Here is a 16,550-nt window from a genome sequence, read left to right on the forward strand (position 1 = left end):
GGTATTCATGACCGCTGACGACGACATTGATGACGATCTGCCGCTAGCCGGCGATGGCGAGACGCACGACCTTGTGCTGACGGCGGAGATGGCGGGCGACAGGCTTGATCGCGCGCTGCTGCCCCTGCTGCCCGACCTGTCGCGCGCCCGTCTTCAGGCCCTGATCAGCGAGGGGCGACTGAGTCTCGACGGGCAACCCCTCACCGATGGCAAACACAAGGCCAGGGTGGGGACATATGCCCTGACCATTCCGGCCCCCGTCTCGGCGATTCCCGAAGCGCAGAACCTGCCGCTGGAGGTATTGTACGAAGACGCCCACCTGATCGTGGTCAACAAGCCTGCCGGCATGGCCGCCCATCCGGCCCCCGGCACAGCGGATGGGACTCTGGTCAATGCCCTGCTGTTCCACTGCGGCGACTCGCTGTCGGGCATAGGCGGCGTCCTGCGCCCCGGCATCGTCCATCGCCTCGATAAGGACACCTCCGGCGTCATGGTGGCGGCCAAGTCCGACGCCGCCCATCGCGGCCTGAGTGAGCTGTTTTCGCGTCACGATATCGACCGCGCCTATGAAGCATTGGTGCGCGGCGCACCGAAAACCGCCTCTGGCACGGTCACCACGCGTATCGGGCGTTCACCCCACGACCGCAAAAAGATGGCCGTTCTGAAAAGCGGCGGGCGCGAAGCCATCACCCATTACCGCACGCTTGACCGCTTTGGCGGCGACAAGCCCGTCGCGGCCCGCGTGCGCTGCACGCTTGAAACCGGGCGTACCCATCAAATTCGCGTGCACATGGCCTATCTGGGCTGTCCCTGTCTGGGTGATCCGGTCTATGGTTCCGGTGCGCCGCACAAGGGCGTCGTCGAGGCACTGAAAGGTCAGTCCTTTGCCCGTCAGGCCCTGCACGCCGCGCATCTGGGCTTCGTCCACCCGATCACGGGCGAGCGTCTCGCCTTTGAGGCCCCCCTGCCCGCGGATATGGCGGACCTTCTGAGCACTCTGGAATCATTGTAGATTTATTTTTGAACCAGTCCGCATAAAATAAATTTCGTACCGGACCTTTTTTTCCCCGCCGGAGCACCTACATGAAAAAGGAAGACAAAAGCCTGTCCTACACGCGCAGCCACCGGCTGTCGTCTCAGGGGGATGCGCCGATGCCGGACACCAATTCAGGATCAAATTCTGGACCCTTCGACGGGTCCGAAGGGGACGCTACCATGAGCACCAGCTCGCTGACCTCGAATGCCCTCAGCATGCCCAATCCGTCCGTGCTGTCGCCGGATGGCGGCCTGAACCGCTATCTGTCGGAAATCCGCAAGTTCCCGATGCTGGCCAAGGACGAGGAATTCATGCTGGCCAAGCGCTGGGCCGAACACGCCGACCCCAAGGCCGCGCACAAGCTCGTCACCTCGCACCTGCGTCTGGTGGCCAAGATCGCCATGGGCTATCGGGGCTACGGCCTGCCGATCGGCGAAGTGATCTCCGAAGGCAATGTCGGCCTGATGCAGGCGGTCAAGAAGTTCGACCCGGACAAGGGCTTCCGTCTGGCCACCTACGCCATGTGGTGGATCAAGGCGGCGATTCAGGAATACGTTCTGCGTTCGTGGTCGCTGGTCAAGATGGGCACCACCGCCGCGCAGAAAAAGCTGTTCTTCAACCTGCGCAAGGTGAAGTCCGAAATCAGCGCCCTGGAAGAGGGCGATATGCGCCACGAACAGGTCGCCCAGATCGCCACCAAGCTGGGCGTCTCCGAAGACGACGTGATCAGCATGAACCGCCGCATGTCGTCGCCCGACTCGTCGCTCAATGCGCCGCTGCGCGCCTCTGAGGGCGATTCGGAATGGCAGGACTGGCTGGCCGACGACACCACGCCGTCGCAGGAAACCGTGCTGGCTGACTCCGAAGAGTACAAGCTGCGCATGAGCCTGCTCGAAGAAGCGATGGGCGAACTGAACGAACGCGAACGCGCCATCCTGACGGCGCGCCGCCTTCAGGAAAACCCGACGACCCTCGAAGACCTGGCCGAACGCTTCGGTGTGTCGCGTGAGCGCGTGCGTCAGATCGAGGTGCGGGCCTTTGAGAAGCTGCAAAAGGCGATGATGGCCTCGGCTGAGGGTTAAAAAAGAGGCGCGTCGCGGTGAGCGATCCGCCCGCCCCTGACGTATTTCATTTTAACACGGCGGCCGTTTTACCTGCGGTCGCCGTATTTTTTGGGCTTATGCCGGAGACCAGACATGAAACGACTGATTGCCTTCCTGACCGCCTCCACCCTTCTGGCTGGCAGCGCGCTGGCGCAGACCGCTGCCCCGCCGGCGGCGGACGCCACGCCGTATAAGATTGGCGACATTCAGGTCTATAGCCTGCGCGACATGCAATTTGTCATCCCCAATGACGGCAAGGTGTTCGGCCTCGATGCCAGCCCGCAGGCCGTGGCTGAGGTGCTGAGGGCCAATAATGCCCCGACCGACAGCATCACCCTCAGTGTCGATGCCCTGCTGGTCAAGGACGGCGCCCGCCTGATCCTGATCGACACCGGCGTCGGCGGCGTGCTGGGCGACAGTCTGCGCATGAGCGGCCACGCGGCGGCGGACATCACCGACGTCCTGATCACCCATCCGCACGGCGATCACATCGGCGGTCTGGTCAGGGACGGCAAGCCCGCCTTCCCCAAGGCAAAAATCCGCATGGCTGAGGCTGACTGGGCGTTTCTGAAAGGGCAGACCGATCAGGCCGCGCTCGTTTCCGCCATCACGCCGCAGGTCGAAACCTTCGCGCCCGGTGCCGCCATCACCGCCCACGTCAAGGCGGTCGCCATCAAGGGCCACACGCCGGGCCACAGCGGCTTTGAGATCACCTCGGGCAAGGAGCGGCTGCTGGACATAGGTGACGCGGCCCACAGCTCGATCATCTCGCTGGCCCGACCCGACTGGTCGATCCAGTTCGATACCGACAAGGTCGAAGCCAAACACAGCCGCCACGCCCTGCTAAGCGAACTGGCGAGGTCCAAAACCCTGATCTTCGCCCCGCACTTCCCCTATCCGGGGATCGGCCATGTGGCGGCCACGAAAGACAAGAACGGGGGCGACAGCTTCGTCTGGGTGCCCCTGAAATAGGCGGCTAAGCGCCGGGTCTTTGCGTGCGCGGCAAAGGCCCGCCTCAGCGCGCGACGCTGCGCACCTGAAGCGTGCGCGCCGCCGTAAAGGCGAGCACGAAACCGCTCAGGAAGGGCGCGCCGACGATGCCCGCGGCGCGGTCGCCTTCCGCCCCGAAAGCGGCCCGGTCATGCGGATCACCCAGGGCGACCACCATGCGGGGCACCGCTATGCCGCCGATCTGCACCTCCCTCACCTCGACGTGGCGCACCTTGACCTGCTGCCCATTGACCCCGGTCAGGGCACTCTCGTTCAGCACCGGATAGGCGTCCCACAGCTTATATTGGCGGACAAAATCGCCCCGGATATAGAGGGGGCGGCTGGCCCCGGTATCCAGAAGGCAGTCGAGGGCCTGACCGGCAAAGCGCAGGCGGATATGTACCTTGTCGGCATTGCCTGTAATATCGGTCTTGTAATAGCTGTCGAGCGGCGCAAAGCCCTCCAGCGGCATGTCTCCCCCCAGATAGTAGCGGATTTCGCCGCCGCTCTGATCCAGTTGACACGGCAGGCGCGTCAGGAGATCGGCGGACAACAGCCCGTCGTGTTCGGCCGCCTCAAAGCCTGATGACCCAAAGACCTGCCAGTCACGCAAGCGCAGCGCTCCACCGATCATCACCTCGGACACGGCGTAGCGCGTCATGAATTCGGTGCCTTTGAGGCTGTGGCTGCGGCCCTGCCCTGTGCTGACCAGACCCAGCTCCTTGCCCAGGCTGGCACGGATCACCGTGTGACTGGCTCCCGTATCGAGAATAAAGCGATAAGGGCCCTGACCGTTCAGCCGGACCTCGACAATCGGTTTTTTGGAATCCGACAGGGTGAGCGGCACGCGAATGACCTTCGCTTGCGCCGAGGCGGTACCGGCCAACAGTCCCAACCCCGCCGCAGCGCCGCTCAGACATAGATCGCGACGTGTAATCATGCGCTTTCCCCTCTATCGTTGACGGGAGGCTAAAGCGCATTCCGAAAACTGTGCAACGGTTTTTGGAATGAAATGCACGACAAAATAAAGTTCAGGGCGGAATTTCGATTCAACCTGAACGAAATCCGCTTCAGGTCACGTTGCCCGCCAAAGCCATCCGGCCGGATCAGGCGGCGTTGGACGGCCGGCGGTCTTCGATCTTCATAAAGGCCGCCAGACTGGCGACCGCCGGACGGATCTCGTTCAGGTCCGGCCATTCTTCGCGCAACTGGTTCAGGATGATGCGCACATTGTTGTAGAAGTCCTGACTGGCGATCGTCTTGCACGCCGGGACCAGCACTTCGAGCTGCGCGTACATGGCGCGGCGGGCCTGAAGCGGGTCGGAATTATACTGCTCGAACGCCGCCTTCAGGATGCGGACGGCCTGTTCGATATGGGCGGTCTTCTGATCCTTGTTGTCGGAGGCGCGCTTGCGCGGCCCGGTATAGTCGCCAGAGTTGAAGCGGCGACGGTCCGGCCCGACATAGCCCACGGCTTCGATCCACGGACGCGCCTTGAGCGCCACGTGTTCGACGCGCTTTTGCAGGTCGCCCCAGGTGAAGGGCTTGCGCATGAACTCATCGGCGCCCGAGTCGCGAATATCGTTGAGCAGGCTCATGGTGATTTCAGGAGCGATGGTAATCACCGGCGATTTGCGGCACGAGGCATTGGAACGGCGCAGCCCCGTGGTGAAAGCGAGTGCGTCGCATTCCGGTAACTGATGCGAACAAACGATCAGCGAATACATCACCCCCGACGCCTTATCGAGCGCTTCTTCGTGGTCGCGATAAAGGGTGATCTGCTCGGCGCCCAACATGCGCAGCATGTCCGAAAGCATACGGCCATAATTGGGATTCGCCTCCACCAGCATGACCTGCTTGAGCGTTCCCCTCAGCTTTTGTGCGGTGGCTGGATTCTGACCGTACACGCTTTTGTCTCTCCGTTTTCGGGAGACACCTTACCGCAGAGGAGTAAATACCGGATTTACGGCAGGGCAAAAAACGTTTGCACGCAACAGGTTCGGCTTTGCTGTAACCTGTCACCGGACGGTCTGACGCATAGTCGGCGCACCTTACAATGCGAAACGGGGAAGGTCGCCCTTCCCCGTCTGATCGTCTCTGCGCCCTCAGTCCGCGAACGGATCACGCATGAGAATGGTGTCCTCTCGCTGGTTTTTTAGTTTCCGGAGGCCACCACTCGACCGTTAGTCCGCAAATGGATCACGCATGAGAATGGTGTCCTCTCGCTGGTTTTTTAGTTTCCGGAGGCCACCACTCGACCGTTAGTCCGCAAACGGATCACGCATGAGAATGGTGTCCTCTCGCTCTGGACTGGTCGAAAGCAGTGCCACCGGCGCACCGATCAGTTCCTCGATGCGGCGGACATATTTCACGGCATTGCCCGGCAGGTCCTTCCACGAGCGCGCGCCCTGGGTCGATTCCGACCAGCCTTCCAGTTCTTCATAAACCGGCTCAATACCCGCCTGGGCCCGGAACCCGGCGGGCAGATAGTCCAGCACCTTGTCGCCGACCTTATAGCCGACGCAGATTTTCAGCGTCTCAATCCCATCCAGCACGTCGAGCTTGGTCAGGGCCACGCCGTCGATACCGTTGATGGCGATGGATTGCCGCGCCAGCACCGCGTCCAGCCAGCCGCAGCGGCGCGCCCGGCCCGTGACCGTGCCGAACTCATGGCCAACGCGCGAGATGCGCTCACCGATCTCGTCGAACAACTCGGTCGGGAACGGGCCCGAGCCAACCCGAGTCGTATAGGCCTTGAGGATGCCCAGCACATAGCCGACGCTGCGCGGGCCCATGCCCGAACCGGCAGCGGCCTGACCGGCCACCGTATTGGACGAGGTGACGAACGGATAGGTGCCGTGGTCGATATCGAGCAGCGCGCCCTGCGCCCCTTCAAACAGGATGCGCTTGCCTTCCGACTTCGCCTTGTCCAGCACGTACCAGACGGGCTTGGCGAAGGCGAGCAGGCGCGGCGCAATGGCCTTCAGTTCGGCGATCAGCGCCGCCGTATCGACCTCAGCCAGCCCAAGCCCCTTGCGCAGCGCGTTGTGGTGGGCCAGCAGACGCTCGATCTTGGCATCGAGGCCGTCAAAGTCTTCGAGGTCCGCCACGCGGATGGCGCGACGCCCCACCTTGTCCTCATAGGCCGGGCCGATGCCGCGCCCCGTGGTACCGATCTTACCCGCGCCAGCCGCCGCTTCGCGCGCCGTATCGAGTTCACGGTGGATAGGCAGGATCAGGCAGGCATTGTCGGCCAGCACCAGCAGGTCGGGCGTGATGCTCAACCCTTGCGCCTCGACGCGGCCGATTTCATCGAACAAAGCCCACGGATCGACGACCACGCCGTTGCCGATGACCGACAGCTTGCCCTGCACGACGCCCGACGGCAGCAGAGACAGCTTATACACCTTGCCATCGACCACCAGCGTGTGACCGGCGTTGTGACCGCCCTGAAAGCGCACCACCACATCGGCGCGATTGGACAGCCAGTCCACCAGCTTGCCTTTGCCTTCGTCGCCCCACTGGGCGCCTACAACGGTCACATTGGCCAAGTTCTTACTCCGCAGCAAAACGCCGCCGGAGAGGATTTCGTCCGGGTGCGTTACATTCAAAATTCAGGCGGTTGCAGCCTATAGAGCGCATTCCAAAAAGTGTGAAGCGGTTTTTGGAAGCAAATGCGCGACTGACACAATCTATGGCAGGGCCATAGCCTTAAACCGGCGGCTTCGTAACCCGTAAAATGAGGCGAACGCCGGTTATTCGCGACTCCCCGCCGACACCGGGCGATATGTCAAGGACGCTTGACTAACCCACCGCTCCGTGTCAAGCTCCCTTGACACAAGGAGGGTGCAGACATGTGGACATTACTGACGATACTGGCCGGGCTATTTGTGCTGGTGGGCTTGGGAGGGATGATCTGGGGCGCGAGCGGGCGCACGCAGGCGCGCCGCAAGCAGGGCCTGTGGGTGTTGCGGACGGGCATGGTGCTGGGCGGTATCTGTCTGTCGCTAAAAGCGTTTTCAGGGGATACGAGCAACATCATCTACGGCATGATGCTGCTCGTCTTCGGCACGGCGGTCACCGATCTGGGCCCGAAGGCCGACAAGAGCGGCAAGCCCGAAGCCTGAGCGGTCAGGCGGCCACCAGCCCCAGTTCGGCCACGGCCGCCGCATAGGCCCATTCCAGCCACGGCAGCAGGGCTTCGACATCCTCGGCCTCGACCGTGCAACCGCACCAGACGCGCAGCCCCGGCGGGGCCGCACGATAGCCGGTGATATCAAACGCCACGCCTTCCAGCTCCAGCAGGCTGCCGACGCGCGCCGCCAGTTTGGCCTGCGCCTCGGCAGGCTGGGCCTGAATGGCCGGATCAACGAATTTAAGGCACACCGAGGTCGTTGAGCGCGTCGCCTGATCCACCGCCACGAAGTCGATCCACGGCGTCTTTTCCACCCAGTCGAACAGGGCACCGGCCGCTTCGTCGCAGCGCTGGATCAGGCCGTCGAGCCCACCTTCACGCTGCGCCCAGCGCAAGCAATCGAGATAGTCCTCGATGACCAGAAACGAGAAGGTGTTGATGGCGTCGCCGCCCAGAATGGCCATATCCGCCGCATGGCCTTTTTTGAGGCGCAGCACCTTGGGGATGGGGCGGCCCGCATCGAACGTGTTGAGCCGTTCCACGGCCTTGGGCGACAGGATCAGCACGCCGATTCCCGCCTCGCCCCCCAACGCCTTCTGGAAGGAGAAGGTGGCGACGTCGAGCTTTTCCCACGGCAGGTCCATGCAGAAGGCCGCCGAGGTGGCGTCGCACAGGACCAGACCGCTGTCGGGAGCCGCATGACCGTTGAGGAAGTCGCTGTTGGGCACCCGCACACCGGAGGTCGTGCCGTTCCAAGGAAAGACCAGATCGGCCTTCGGGTCGATCCGGGTCAGGTCCGGCAACTCGCCATAGGGCGCCGACAGCACTTCGGCATCGAGTTTGAGGTGTTTGGTGGCGTCGTCGGCCCACAACTGACCGAAGTTTTCAAAGGCCATAAGCTGCACCTTGCGCGCCCCCAAAAGGTTCCACATGGCGGCCTCAAACGCTCCGGTGTCGGAGCCCGGCACCATGAACACCTGATAGTCGGCAGGAATGCGCAGAATGTCGCGCGTCATGTCGAGCGCCTGGCGGATGCGGCCCACCGTCACTTTTGAGCGGTTGGAACGGCCTACCGGCGCGCCCGACAGGGCTTCGGGCGTCCAGCCGGGACGCTTGGCCGTCGGACCCGACGAAAACCACGGACGTTCGGGAATGGTGGCAGGTTTGGCGCTCATGGTCAGGCCTTCTTCTTCGGTAATTGTCTTTCCGGTCGGCGCGCCGGGCGATATACGCAGACGCCCGGCTTGTGCGTCCAAATCCAGCCAAGTGCAAGCGGAAATCGAAGGCGCAAATCCTGAACCGAAAATGAACCGCACCGTTCAGGTCCGGTTCGAGTCGCGGGCCCTATAAAGGTCTCAACGCTGAACATCGGCGTGACACAAGAGACCTTTGGAGAGACCCACATGACCCAACTCAAGACCCTTGCTGCCGCGGCCGTCGCTATTGTCGGCCTGACCGCCATGACCCCGGCCTTCGCCGCCGGCCAGTACGACCGTTACGATCGCTATGATCGTTACGACCGCTATGATCGCCGCGAAGATATCCGCGATCGCCGTGACGACCACGTCGATGCGCGCATCGACCGCCTCGAAGACCGCCTCGACATGGGCCGCCGGTCGGGCCGCCTGACGCGCAGCGAATACGGCCGTCTCAGCGGCGAACTGAGCGGCATCCAGCGCCTGTCCTATCAGTATGAACGTTCGGGCCGCGGCATCGACCGTCAGGAAATGGCCAATCTGAATTACCGCCTCGATCGCTTCGAACAGAAGCTCTACTGGGAGCGCAACGACCGCGACACCGCCTGGCGTCGCTAACAGGCTTCAGGTTCGGGTGGATCTAACCGCCCCGCCTGAAGGTCGGGGGCAGCCGGGAACACTGCCCCCTTAAGGATGCGTCCCCTTCTGTCCCCCCATACCCTAAGGGGACGCATCTGACCCGCTCAAAGCACCCAGTTGTGCCTGAGCGGCCCATGCCCGCCACCCAGATTCGGCGCGGTGATAATCGCCCCCATCACGTAATCGCGCGCCAGTTCCACACTGTCGCCCAGAGAGCGTTCCGGACGCGCCAGCACGGCGCAGGCGCTGGCCAAGGTGCAGCCCGTCCCATGCGTATGCTGCGTCTCGATACGCTCGGACACGTAGCGCCGCGCGTCGTCTTCCCACAGCAGCCAATCGACCACTTCGGCACCGTCAATGTGCCCGCCCTTCATCAGCACGGCTTTGGCGCCCATCTTCAACAGGGCTTCGCCGGCGCGCTGCTGAGAGGCTTCGTCCACCACCTCGATACCGGTCAGCACGGCCGCTTCCGGGGCATTGGGGGTCAGAAGCCCTGCGCGCGGGATGAGCAGCGTGCGGATGGCGTCAATCGCCTCTTCCGGCAACAGCGGGTGCCCGCCTTTGGCCACCATGACCGGATCGACCACCGCAAACACCCCCGCCTTATCGAGAAGAGCCGCCACGGTTTCGACCACCGGCGTCGTCCCCAGCATCCCCGTCTTCACCGCATCGGCCCCGATATCGCTCAGGCAGGCTTCGGCCTGCGCCGTGATCAGGGCTTCGGGCACCGGCATGACGTCGGTGACGCCCAGCGTATTCTGCACGGTCAGGGCGGTGATCGCCGTCATGGCATAGCCACCGAGGCAGGTCACGGCCTTCAGATCGGCCTGAATCCCCGCCCCGCCCGACGGGTCAGAACCGGCTATGATCAGTACGCGACGCATGGCTAACTCCTCAGATCGACCCGTGACCGAAATAACTTTCCTTAGTCCCCCGGCACGGTTAAGGGAAGCGCCCCACGCAGGAAATGACTCCATGACCCGCCCGATCACCGACTACCCCAGCGCCCTCGCCACCGGCCTTTACCGCCACTATAAGGGAAAGGACTACGTGGTGTACGGCAGCGTGACCCATTCCGAAACCGAAGAGGTGCTGGTGCTCTATGCGCCCGTCGTGCAGGCCGATCCGGCCCGCCTGTGGGTGCGGCCTTTGGCCATGTTCTGCGAATCGGTCGATAGTGACGGTGAGATCGTGCCGCGATTTCGCAAGCTGTGATCATGAACGAAAACACCGACGACTCACGCTGGAACGAACTGATCCCCGAAGCCTTTGCCGAGGCCTCGGACCCGCTGGTGCGCGTTCTGCTGGGCAAGATGCTGGTCGTGCGCCTCAATCAGATCGGCACGAATGACGAACTTCTGAGCTTTGAGCTGGTCGCCGGGCGCGTCGTGCGCGCCAATCGCAAGGAAGGGCTGGTGCTGTCGCTGGTCGGGGCGCGTCAGGGCGAAGCGTTTTTCCTGCCTCTGGTGCCCGAAGCCTATACGCTGATTGATCCGGGCGACTATGCGCTGACCTGCGGCACGGTGGTGCGTAACCCGGACTTCCGCGCCGCCTTCGATATTTACGCGCAGGTCAACTGACTATCTCAGACGCGAGGCGATGAAGTCGGCGTCATAGCCCCCGGCCTGCGCCAGAGCCGCTACGGCCAGTGCGATCACGCCCAGGCCCAGAATCGGCAGAAGGATGGCCACGATCCATTGGAACAGGCTGCGGCTTTGCTGCGCGACCACGGCGGGCGGCGTGGTGTCTTCCGGCGTCGCCCATTCATAGGCCGGCACCTCCATCTCGACCGGTCCGGTCAGGATGTGTGGTCCCGTCTCCACCTCCTGCGGCGCATGGCTGAACTTCAGATTACGCTTTTGCCGATCAGGCATTACGGTCTTGCTGAACTGAGGTTTTTTCGTCAGTACCCGCTTCATCATAATTCTACCGGTTTTCCCCTGCGCACCTATCCCGCAGCGCACGCCGAAAGGTTAACACCGGACCCGGCGGGGCTGTAAAGTCGTTTCGCGCCGCTTTGGCCGCCTTTTTTGTACGAAAGCGGCTGAGTGTTACATTTCAAAGACATAGGACCGTTGCAGGCGTAACCGGACTTCGCCTGTCAGGCGAGCGCGGCCCACAGACGCAGGGCCTGACGCATCTCGGCCACATCGTGCACACGCACCATGCGCGCGCCGTTTTGCACCGCATAGAGATGGATGGCCAGCGTGCCGCCGATACGCTGCGTGGCGTCAGACGGGGGCGCGCCTTCGCGGTCTTCCAGCGCGGCGATAAAGCGCTTGCGCGAGGCGGCCATCAGCAACGGAAAGCCATGCGAAGCCAGACGCCGCGTTGCGCGGATCAGGCTCAGATTGTGATCCAGCGTCTTGCCAAAGCCGATACCGGGATCAAGCCAGATGTTTTCGCGCGCCACGCCCGCCGCAATCGCCGCCTCGGCACGGTTCAGCATATACGCCTCGACCTCCGCCACCACATCGTCATAGTGGGGTGCCGCCTGCATGGTGCGCGGCTCGCCCTGCATGTGCATCAGGATGACCTGACCTTTCAAGGCGGCGGCAGTCGCCAGACTGTCGGGACTGCGGCTGAGCGCCGTGACGTCGTTCCACAGGGTCGCCCCGGCAGCAAAGGCGGCGCGCGCCACTTCGGGTTTCAGCGTGTCGATGCTGAGCGGGCCGGACCACCGGGCACGCAGGGCGTCAATGACCGGCACAACACGGGCGATCTCTTCAGCGGCGGACACGGGTTCGGCACCCGGTCGGGTGGACTCACCGCCGATATCGAGCACATCCGCCCCTTCGGCGATCAGCCGCAGGCCCTGCGCCACCGGATCATAGGCCCCGCCGTCGGAAAACGAGTCCGGCGTGGCATTGATAACGCCCATGATCAGGGGGTAGGCAGTATGGTCAGGCAGACCCATAGCGCATCCTCGTTCGGTGTGCCCCCTTGTGACAAGGTTTGCCGCACGCCGCAACCGGGGTCTGCCAGACTCTGATTAACGCAGCGGGGTGTCCAGACAGATATAGGTCTGGCTGACCATTTCCGAGTTGGCGTTATACTTGGCCACAAAGGCATCCCAGGCGGCATCGCGCGGCGGATTGGCCTTTGACCCGAAGGACGGCGGGTCGATATGCAGGGTCACCACCTGATCCGGCGACAGGCTGGCCTTGCGCGTCGCGGGGTCCATGACCATCACCGTGCCGCCGACCTGAATGTTCGAGGTCAGGCCGTGGCTGCGGTACCAGGCGAGGTTATCGGCGACGGCTTGCCTGAAGCCTTCGACGGTGCCGCCCGGCTTGATCTTGGAGACGCGGTAGATGACCACATGGCCGCTGGGGCATTCGGTCTTGTCCGCCTGCGCAAAGGCCGGGGCGGCAAACAGACCGCACAGGGCGGCGACGATAACGAGCTTTTTCATGGAAGCGTCCTAATGAGTGCGAGAACACGCGGTACTAAACGCACAAACTTTCACGAGAACGCGACACTTTTATGAGCTGGCTGGCAAGCGCTTATTTCAGGTGAGCGTCCCGCATCGCGAGCAAGGACAAGGCCGTCAGATCGAGATGACCTTCGCCGCCTTCGACCAGACGGCTCAGGCGCTCGCGCAATAATGCATTCAGCGGCATCGGCACTTCCAGAGCCTGCGCCGCCTCCGCCGCGAGCCGCATATCCTTGGCCGCCAGCCCCGCCGCAAAACCGGCGGGCTCAAACCTTTCCGCCACGATCAGGGCACCATAGTTTCTGTAGATCGGCGCACTGAACAGGGTCGAGGTCAGAAACTCAAGCAGGTCGGCCTTATCGACGCCGCCCTTGGCCACCAGCGCCATGGCTTCGCCCAGCGCTTCCGTCACGTTGACGATCAGGAAGTTACCCGTCAGCTTGACCAGATTGGCCGCAGACGGCGTGTCGCCAAAGACCCGCACGGTCTGACCGATGATCTCCAGCAATGGCAGGGCCCTAGCCAGGGCCGCTTCGCTGCCCGCAGCGGCGATAAACAGCTTGCCTTCGGCGGCCACCGGTGGGCGACCAAACACCGGGGCGGAGACGAAATGCTGGCCTCTTGCCGCATGGGCTTCGCTCAGCCTGTCGGCGAGCGCGACGCTGATGGTGCTGAGCGAAATGTGGAGGCCGCCAGCCGGCAGGCCCGACAGAAGAGACTCCAAAACGCTTTCGACAGCGGCATCATCGGCCAGCATGGTGAAGACCGCCTCGGCCTGACCGGCCTCGTAAGGCGTGGCGGCTCGCCGGGCACCTATGGCAACGAGCGAATCGGCCTTTTCCGGCGAACGGTTCCACACCGCGACCTCATGCCCGGCCTTGACCAGATTGGGCGCAATGGCCGCCCCCATATTGCCCAAACCGATAAAACCGATCTTCATGGCGGCCTCCTCTGTATGCGCCGAATTGACGGACCTAACCCTGCGCCGGTCTGCCGATGCGCTTGATTTCCCAGTGCAGGTCGATGCCGAACTTTTGCTTGACCTCGGCGCGCACCGTATCGCCTAAGCCTTCGAGGTCGGCCGCCGTGGCATTGTCGGCATTGATCATGAAGTTGGCATGCAACTCAGAGAACTTGGCGCCGCCAAAGCGCTTGCCGCGCCAGCCCGCTTCATCGACCAGCTTCCACGCCGAATGGCCTTCCGGATTTTTAAAGGTCGAACCGCCGGTCTTTTCGCGGATCGGTTGGGAGGTTTCGCGGCGCGCGGTGATGGCGTCCATGCGTTCGGCGATGGCCGCCGGATCGTCAGGCGTGCCCTGAAACACCGCCTGTATCCAGACAATATCCGGACTGATGTCCGAGTGGCGATAGCTGAAGCCAAAGTCTTCGTTAGTGAAGGTTCGTATCTCACCCGTGCGGTCATAGCCCCAGGCCGAAACCAGTACATCCTTGGTTTCGCCGCCATAACACCCCGCATTCATCGTCAGAGCGCCGCCAATGGTACCGGGAATCCCCGCATAAAACTCCAGACCTGCCAGACCGGCCTTGGCCGCGGCCCGCGCCACAGCGCTGTCGAGCGCGCCCGGCCCCGCAATGATCAGATTGTTTTCTATGTCTATCTGAATGTCAGAGAAGGCCTTACCGGCTAGGCGGATGACGACGCCTTCGATTCCGCCGTCGCGCACAATCAGATTGGACCCCACGCCGATATAGGTGACAGGCACAGACGGGTCCAACTGACGCAGGAAATCGCTCAGGTCTTCCGGATCAGCCGGGATGTACAGCACATCCGCCGGGCCGCCAACGCGGAACCACGTAAACGGGGCCAGTTCGGCCTGCTTTACGATCTTGCCGCGCACGGCGGGTAGAGTGTCGGTCCAGATAGTGGAAGAAGACGTCAAGTTAGGGCCTTTCGAATAGATTGTCGTTAATTGAGGACTTTACTTGCGTAGAGGTCCGCAGCAATTTTAAATCCACCCGCTTCTGTATCTATCAGGTCGAAAAACAACCCATCTTCAAAACCTTCGCTCAACGACTCAAGCTTCTCCTGACGCTCTTCCCGGTCATGAGGGTAGGTTTCACCGAGCCTATCAACCGAATGCTTCAGCAAGGCTGCGATTTTTGGCATCCCTAAAGCTTTGAAGCCCTCAATCGCTTCTAATGCCAATACCCCGGTGGAATTGTCGAAAAACTGATCAAACCCACCATTATATATTTCACTTTGAGCCCAATGTGCGGCGAATAAATGCTGAGAACTTTCAGGAAGAGTATCGAAAGCCTTCCGGAAAACATCATAGCCGTCGTAAATGCTTACATTTTCCCAGTAAGGTTCTATCATGCGTCTTTACCCCGTCAGCCCTTCCAACTGCGCCGGAAGCGCATAGGCCCACTGCGTGATATCGCCCGCCCCCAAGCAGACGACCAGATCCCCGGCCTTCGCCTCAGCGGCCACAAGGCCGGCCAGCGCCGCCGGGCCGTCGAGGCCTACGGCATTGCGGTGGCCGTGACGGTGCAGGGCTTCGACCAGCGCGTCCTTGCTGACGCCCTCGATCGGCGCTTCCCCCGCCGAATAGACATCGGCGACGATCACCTTATCCGCATCGTGGAAGCAGGTCGAAAACTCCGTCATCAGGTCACGCAGGCGGGTGTAACGGTGCGGCTGCACCACGGCGATGACCTTGCCTTGTGTCACCTGACGCGCGGCCTTGAGCACGGCGGCGATTTCGACCGGGTGGTGGCCGTAATCGTCGATGATGCGCACGCCGTTAACGATACCGGTGGTGGTGAAGCGGCGCTTGACGCCGCCAAAGGCACCCAGCCCCTTGCGCACATCGGCCTCAGAGACGCCCAGTTCGCGGGCGATGGCGATGGCCGCCGTGGCGTTCGACACATTGTGGTTGCCGGTCATGGGCAGTTTCAGACCCGCCCAAGTGAAGGGCTCAACACCCACCGGCGAAAAGACCACGTCGAAGGTCGCGCCTTCCGGGCCGAAGTCGATATTGGTGCAGCGCACCTCGGCCTGCGGCGAGACGCCATAGGGGATCAGGCGGCGGTTTTCGACCTTGGCGGTCAGGGCCAGTACTTCCGGGTGATCGACGCAAACGGCGGCAAAGCCATAGAAGGGGATGTTTTCGACGAAATCGACAAACCCCTTCTTCACAGCTTCGAAATCGCCCCAGTGGTCGAGGTGTTCGGCGTCGATATTGGTGACGATGGCGAGGGTCGATTTCAGGCGGAGGAAGGAGCCGTCGGACTCATCGGCCTCAACCACGATCCAGTCGCCGTCGCCGACCTTGGCATTGGTGCCATAGGCGTTGATAATGCCGCCATTGACCACGGTGGGGTCCAACCCGCCGGCGTCGAGCAGCGCCGCCACCATCGAGGTCGTCGTCGTCTTGCCGTGCGTGCCGCCAACCGCGATGGAAAACTGCAGGCGCATCAGCTCGGCCAGCATTTCGGCGCGCCGCACCAGCGGTATGCGGCGCGACCGTGCGGCGACCATTTCGGGATTGTCGTGTTTAACCGCCGTCGAATAAACCAGCGCCGACACGTCGTCGCTGACATGCGCCGCTTCGTGGCCGATAAAGATTTTGGCCCCCAGCTTTTGCAGACGCTCGGTATTGGCCGAGGCCTTGGCGTCCGAGCCCTGCACCTTGTAGCCGATCTTTATCATGATCTCGGCGATGCCGCTCATGCCGATGCCGCCGATGCCGACAAAGTGCACGGGACCGAGATCGAAGGGCGTGGGACGGAGCTTGGCAGGGGCAATCATGGAGGCATGGACTCGTGGGGTAAGATGAAAGGTGTTCTGCTTTAGAGCGCATTCCGAAAAGTGTGCAACGGTTTTCGGACTCAAATGCGCGACCAACCAAAACGTTAGAGCGTTATTTCGACGAAATACGCTCTAAAACACGGCGACACAGGTGTCACGGAGGATTTTTAAGCCCTAATTCCGTCGGATCAGATAGGAACAGATCGGATTTGATGCTATTTTGGAGGAAACACAGGAGCATCC

At 62.3% G+C, this 16,550-nt stretch carries 19 protein-coding genes; 7 read left to right on the forward strand and 12 right to left on the reverse strand.

The features are described from left to right. The first annotated feature begins 7 nt into the window (after positions 1–7). The 3 genes from PQU94_RS10380 to PQU94_RS10390 all read left to right on the forward strand — a co-directional run bounded on the left by PQU94_RS10380 (position 8) and on the right by PQU94_RS10390 (position 3,111). Positions 8–1,012 (forward strand): RluA family pseudouridine synthase, encoded by a 1,005-nt coding sequence (locus PQU94_RS10380; RefSeq protein ID WP_272741397.1) that lies wholly within the window; start codon positions 8–10, stop codon positions 1,010–1,012. Positions 1,013–1,251: 239 nt separating this feature from the next. After that, positions 1,252–2,118 carry an RNA polymerase sigma factor RpoH gene (rpoH, locus tag PQU94_RS10385; protein ID WP_409646528.1) on the forward strand — a complete coding sequence of 289 codons (867 nt, stop codon included), beginning with the start codon at positions 1,252–1,254 and terminating at the stop codon, positions 2,116–2,118. A gap of 114 nt (positions 2,119–2,232) precedes the next feature. Then, positions 2,233–3,111: an MBL fold metallo-hydrolase gene (locus PQU94_RS10390; protein WP_272741398.1), complete on the forward strand. Its 879-nt coding sequence runs from the start codon at positions 2,233–2,235 to the stop codon at positions 3,109–3,111. A 43-nt stretch (positions 3,112–3,154) separates the two neighbouring features. On the opposite strand, the gene PQU94_RS10395 is transcribed toward PQU94_RS10390, so the two are convergent. From PQU94_RS10395 to PQU94_RS10405, 3 genes are all read right to left on the reverse strand, one after another. Further along, on the reverse strand, positions 3,155–4,069 hold the full coding sequence (locus PQU94_RS10395; RefSeq protein WP_272741399.1) for an aspartyl protease family protein: 915 nt from the start codon (positions 4,067–4,069) through the stop codon (positions 3,155–3,157). Positions 4,070–4,235: 166 nt separating this feature from the next. Further along, the gene (locus PQU94_RS10400) at positions 4,236–5,036 is read right to left on the reverse strand and encodes a response regulator (RefSeq protein WP_272741400.1); all 801 of its coding nucleotides are present in this window, start codon (positions 5,034–5,036) and stop codon (positions 4,236–4,238) included. Positions 5,037–5,390: 354 nt separating this feature from the next. Then, complete coding sequence (locus PQU94_RS10405; protein WP_272741401.1) at positions 5,391–6,680, reverse strand: adenylosuccinate synthase; 1,290 nt, start codon at positions 6,678–6,680, stop codon at positions 5,391–5,393. 303 nt (positions 6,681–6,983) lie between these two features. Here PQU94_RS10405 and PQU94_RS10410 point away from each other — a divergent pair, with 303 nt between their 5' ends. Further along, positions 6,984–7,256, forward strand: a complete 273-nt coding sequence (locus PQU94_RS10410) for a hypothetical protein (RefSeq protein ID WP_272741402.1) — start codon at positions 6,984–6,986, stop codon at positions 7,254–7,256. A 4-nt stretch (positions 7,257–7,260) separates the two neighbouring features. Here PQU94_RS10410 and PQU94_RS10415 read toward each other — a convergent pair whose 3' ends face one another. Continuing rightward, positions 7,261–8,439 carry a phosphoserine transaminase gene (locus PQU94_RS10415; protein ID WP_272741403.1) on the reverse strand — a complete coding sequence of 393 codons (1,179 nt, stop codon included), beginning with the start codon at positions 8,437–8,439 and terminating at the stop codon, positions 7,261–7,263. 228 nt (positions 8,440–8,667) lie between these two features. On the opposite strand from PQU94_RS10415, the gene PQU94_RS10420 reads away from it, so the two are divergent. Beyond that, complete coding sequence (locus PQU94_RS10420; protein WP_272741404.1) at positions 8,668–9,078, forward strand: hypothetical protein; 411 nt, start codon at positions 8,668–8,670, stop codon at positions 9,076–9,078. A 125-nt stretch (positions 9,079–9,203) separates the two neighbouring features. On the opposite strand, the gene thiD is transcribed toward PQU94_RS10420, so the two are convergent. Further along, positions 9,204–9,983 carry a bifunctional hydroxymethylpyrimidine kinase/phosphomethylpyrimidine kinase gene (gene thiD / locus PQU94_RS10425; RefSeq protein WP_272741405.1) on the reverse strand — a complete coding sequence of 260 codons (780 nt, stop codon included), beginning with the start codon at positions 9,981–9,983 and terminating at the stop codon, positions 9,204–9,206. Between the two features lie 91 nt (positions 9,984–10,074). Here thiD and PQU94_RS10430 point away from each other — a divergent pair, with 91 nt between their 5' ends. Beyond that, a complete protein-coding gene (locus PQU94_RS10430) occupies positions 10,075–10,314 on the forward strand; it encodes a DUF1653 domain-containing protein (protein WP_272741406.1) in 240 nt (79 codons plus the stop codon). 2 nt (positions 10,315–10,316) lie between these two features. Continuing rightward, positions 10,317–10,679, forward strand: coding sequence for a hypothetical protein (locus PQU94_RS10435; RefSeq protein ID WP_272741407.1), 363 nt, complete (start codon positions 10,317–10,319; stop codon positions 10,677–10,679). On the opposite strand, the gene PQU94_RS10440 is transcribed toward PQU94_RS10435, so the two are convergent. From PQU94_RS10440 to murC, 7 genes are all read right to left on the reverse strand, one after another. Then, complete coding sequence (locus PQU94_RS10440) at positions 10,680–10,973, reverse strand: hypothetical protein (protein ID WP_272741408.1); 294 nt, start codon at positions 10,971–10,973, stop codon at positions 10,680–10,682. Between the two features lie 227 nt (positions 10,974–11,200). Further along, positions 11,201–12,016: a dihydropteroate synthase gene (folP, locus tag PQU94_RS10445; protein ID WP_272741409.1), complete on the reverse strand. Its 816-nt coding sequence runs from the start codon at positions 12,014–12,016 to the stop codon at positions 11,201–11,203. A gap of 75 nt (positions 12,017–12,091) precedes the next feature. Beyond that, on the reverse strand, positions 12,092–12,514 hold the full coding sequence (locus PQU94_RS10450) for a hypothetical protein (protein ID WP_272741410.1): 423 nt from the start codon (positions 12,512–12,514) through the stop codon (positions 12,092–12,094). A 91-nt stretch (positions 12,515–12,605) separates the two neighbouring features. Continuing rightward, on the reverse strand, positions 12,606–13,475 hold the full coding sequence (locus tag PQU94_RS10455) for an NAD(P)-dependent oxidoreductase (RefSeq protein ID WP_272741411.1): 870 nt from the start codon (positions 13,473–13,475) through the stop codon (positions 12,606–12,608). 34 nt (positions 13,476–13,509) lie between these two features. Further along, positions 13,510–14,436, reverse strand: coding sequence for a UDP-N-acetylmuramate dehydrogenase (gene murB, locus PQU94_RS10460; RefSeq protein ID WP_272741412.1), 927 nt, complete (start codon positions 14,434–14,436; stop codon positions 13,510–13,512). Between the two features lie 26 nt (positions 14,437–14,462). Further along, positions 14,463–14,873 carry a DMP19 family protein gene (locus tag PQU94_RS10465; RefSeq protein WP_272741413.1) on the reverse strand — a complete coding sequence of 137 codons (411 nt, stop codon included), beginning with the start codon at positions 14,871–14,873 and terminating at the stop codon, positions 14,463–14,465. A 6-nt stretch (positions 14,874–14,879) separates the two neighbouring features. Beyond that, positions 14,880–16,307, reverse strand: coding sequence for a UDP-N-acetylmuramate--L-alanine ligase (murC, locus tag PQU94_RS10470; RefSeq protein ID WP_272741414.1), 1,428 nt, complete (start codon positions 16,305–16,307; stop codon positions 14,880–14,882). Positions 16,308–16,550 lie beyond the last annotated feature (243 nt).

This window comes from Asticcacaulis currens, from assembly GCF_028550395.1.
Classification (GTDB): Bacteria; Pseudomonadota; Alphaproteobacteria; order Caulobacterales; family Caulobacteraceae; genus Asticcacaulis; species Asticcacaulis currens.

What these genes read in the sequence shown, in the direction of transcription:
- PQU94_RS10380 (WP_272741397.1), top strand. Translation starts at nt 8, where the DNA reads ATGACCGCTGACGACGACATTGATGACGATCTGCCGCTAGCCGGCGAT.
- rpoH (WP_409646528.1), top strand. Translation starts at nt 1,252, where the DNA reads ATGCCCAATCCGTCCGTGCTGTCGCCGGATGGCGGCCTGAACCGCTAT.
- PQU94_RS10390 (WP_272741398.1), top strand. Translation starts at nt 2,233, where the DNA reads ATGAAACGACTGATTGCCTTCCTGACCGCCTCCACCCTTCTGGCTGGC.
- PQU94_RS10395 (WP_272741399.1), bottom strand. Translation starts at nt 4,069, where the DNA reads ATGATTACACGTCGCGATCTATGTCTGAGCGGCGCTGCGGCGGGGTTG.
- PQU94_RS10410 (WP_272741402.1), top strand. Translation starts at nt 6,984, where the DNA reads ATGTGGACATTACTGACGATACTGGCCGGGCTATTTGTGCTGGTGGGC.
- PQU94_RS10415 (WP_272741403.1), bottom strand. Translation starts at nt 8,439, where the DNA reads ATGAGCGCCAAACCTGCCACCATTCCCGAACGTCCGTGGTTTTCGTCG.
- PQU94_RS10420 (WP_272741404.1), top strand. Translation starts at nt 8,668, where the DNA reads ATGACCCAACTCAAGACCCTTGCTGCCGCGGCCGTCGCTATTGTCGGC.
- thiD (WP_272741405.1), bottom strand. Translation starts at nt 9,983, where the DNA reads ATGCGTCGCGTACTGATCATAGCCGGTTCTGACCCGTCGGGCGGGGCG.
- PQU94_RS10430 (WP_272741406.1), top strand. Translation starts at nt 10,075, where the DNA reads ATGACCCGCCCGATCACCGACTACCCCAGCGCCCTCGCCACCGGCCTT.
- PQU94_RS10435 (WP_272741407.1), top strand. Translation starts at nt 10,317, where the DNA reads ATGAACGAAAACACCGACGACTCACGCTGGAACGAACTGATCCCCGAA.
- PQU94_RS10440 (WP_272741408.1), bottom strand. Translation starts at nt 10,973, where the DNA reads ATGCCTGATCGGCAAAAGCGTAATCTGAAGTTCAGCCATGCGCCGCAG.
- folP (WP_272741409.1), bottom strand. Translation starts at nt 12,016, where the DNA reads ATGGGTCTGCCTGACCATACTGCCTACCCCCTGATCATGGGCGTTATC.
- PQU94_RS10450 (WP_272741410.1), bottom strand. Translation starts at nt 12,514, where the DNA reads ATGAAAAAGCTCGTTATCGTCGCCGCCCTGTGCGGTCTGTTTGCCGCC.
- PQU94_RS10455 (WP_272741411.1), bottom strand. Translation starts at nt 13,475, where the DNA reads ATGAAGATCGGTTTTATCGGTTTGGGCAATATGGGGGCGGCCATTGCG.
- PQU94_RS10465 (WP_272741413.1), bottom strand. Translation starts at nt 14,873, where the DNA reads ATGATAGAACCTTACTGGGAAAATGTAAGCATTTACGACGGCTATGAT.
- murC (WP_272741414.1), bottom strand. Translation starts at nt 16,307, where the DNA reads ATGATTGCCCCTGCCAAGCTCCGTCCCACGCCCTTCGATCTCGGTCCC.